The sequence below is a fragment of the Candidatus Propionivibrio aalborgensis genome (assembly GCF_900089945.1).
Classification (GTDB): domain Bacteria; phylum Pseudomonadota; class Gammaproteobacteria; order Burkholderiales; family Rhodocyclaceae; genus Propionivibrio; species Propionivibrio aalborgensis.
Window position 1 is genome coordinate 1 of record NZ_FLQY01000198.1, and the last position, 1,155, is coordinate 1,155.

The 1,155-nt window shown below is 59.3% G+C and carries 1 protein-coding gene; it reads right to left on the bottom strand.

What is annotated here, in order from left to right; genetic code table 11:
* The coding region (locus PROAA_RS10190; RefSeq protein ID WP_186411235.1) for a diguanylate cyclase domain-containing protein at positions 1-1,155 on the bottom strand (1,155 nt) is incomplete at both ends.

The following is a 1,155-nucleotide window of genomic DNA, read 5'->3' on the forward strand; positions in this document are numbered from 1 at the left end:
ATCCGGCTGACGGAACTGGCGGGCGCTGACGTTCACGGCTAGGGTCAGGTGGGCGGTTTCCGGCATTCCTGCCCAGATGCTCAATTGCCGGCAGGCGGTCTCAAGAACCCACAGGGTGCAGTGGTGGCTGCGGCTGCCCGGCGAGCCGTCGGCCCGAGCCAGATCGAGCTGATAGGGATAGCGCAACCTGGCCAGAATTTTCTCAGCTACGCTTTCAGCCTGCCTCGGGGCGGCATCGGACTCGTCGAGATCTTCAAGGATGACAACGAACTCGTCGCCGCCCAGACGCGCCACGGTATCCCCCTCGCGAACGCTGGCTTTGAGACGCAAGGCGACCTCCTTCAGAAGCTGGTCGCCGATCGCATGACCCAGGGTGTCATTGAGCGTCTTGAAGTTGTCGAGATCGATCAACATCAGTGCGCCGTGCCTGTTGTGTCGCGCACTGTTGGCCACGGCCTGCCGCAGACGATCAAGCATCAAGCGACGATTGGGCAGATCGGTCAGCGAGTCGTAGAACGCCAAGTGCTCGATCTTGTCGGCAGCCACCTTGCGTTCGGTGATGTCGGTGAATGAAGCGACGTAATGGGTGACTGTCCCGTCTTCCTTCTTCACGGCGGTAATCGAAAGGTACTGCGGATAGCTTTCGCCGTTCTTGCGCCGGTTCCATATCTCGCCACGCCATGTTCCGGCCGAAACGATGCTTTCCCACATCGCCGTATAGAATGCTGGGGGGTGGCGGCCTGAACTGAGCAGACGCGGGTTCTGGCCGACCGCCTCTTCCGAGGAATAGCCTGTAATTTCTTCAAACGCGCGATTGGTTCGCAGTATTCCGGCATTGGCATCGGTAATGAAGATACCTTCCTGGGAATCGAAAGTGGTTGCCGCGATGCGCAGATCAGCTTCGGTCCGCTTGCGCTCGGAAATGTCGCGCGAGGCGGCGTACAGGTAGCCCTTGCCTTCAATTTCGATGCCCGAGGCGCTGATCTCGACGTCCAGAACGCTCCCGTCACGTCGGTGATGGCGGGTTTCAAAGACCATTTTCTTGCGTTGCACGATCATATCCTCGATCCGCCCGCTGATGACCTCCCACGAATCCTGCACATCCCAATCGGTAACATGCAGCTTGCCGATCACCGTGTCGTCATACCCGAGCAT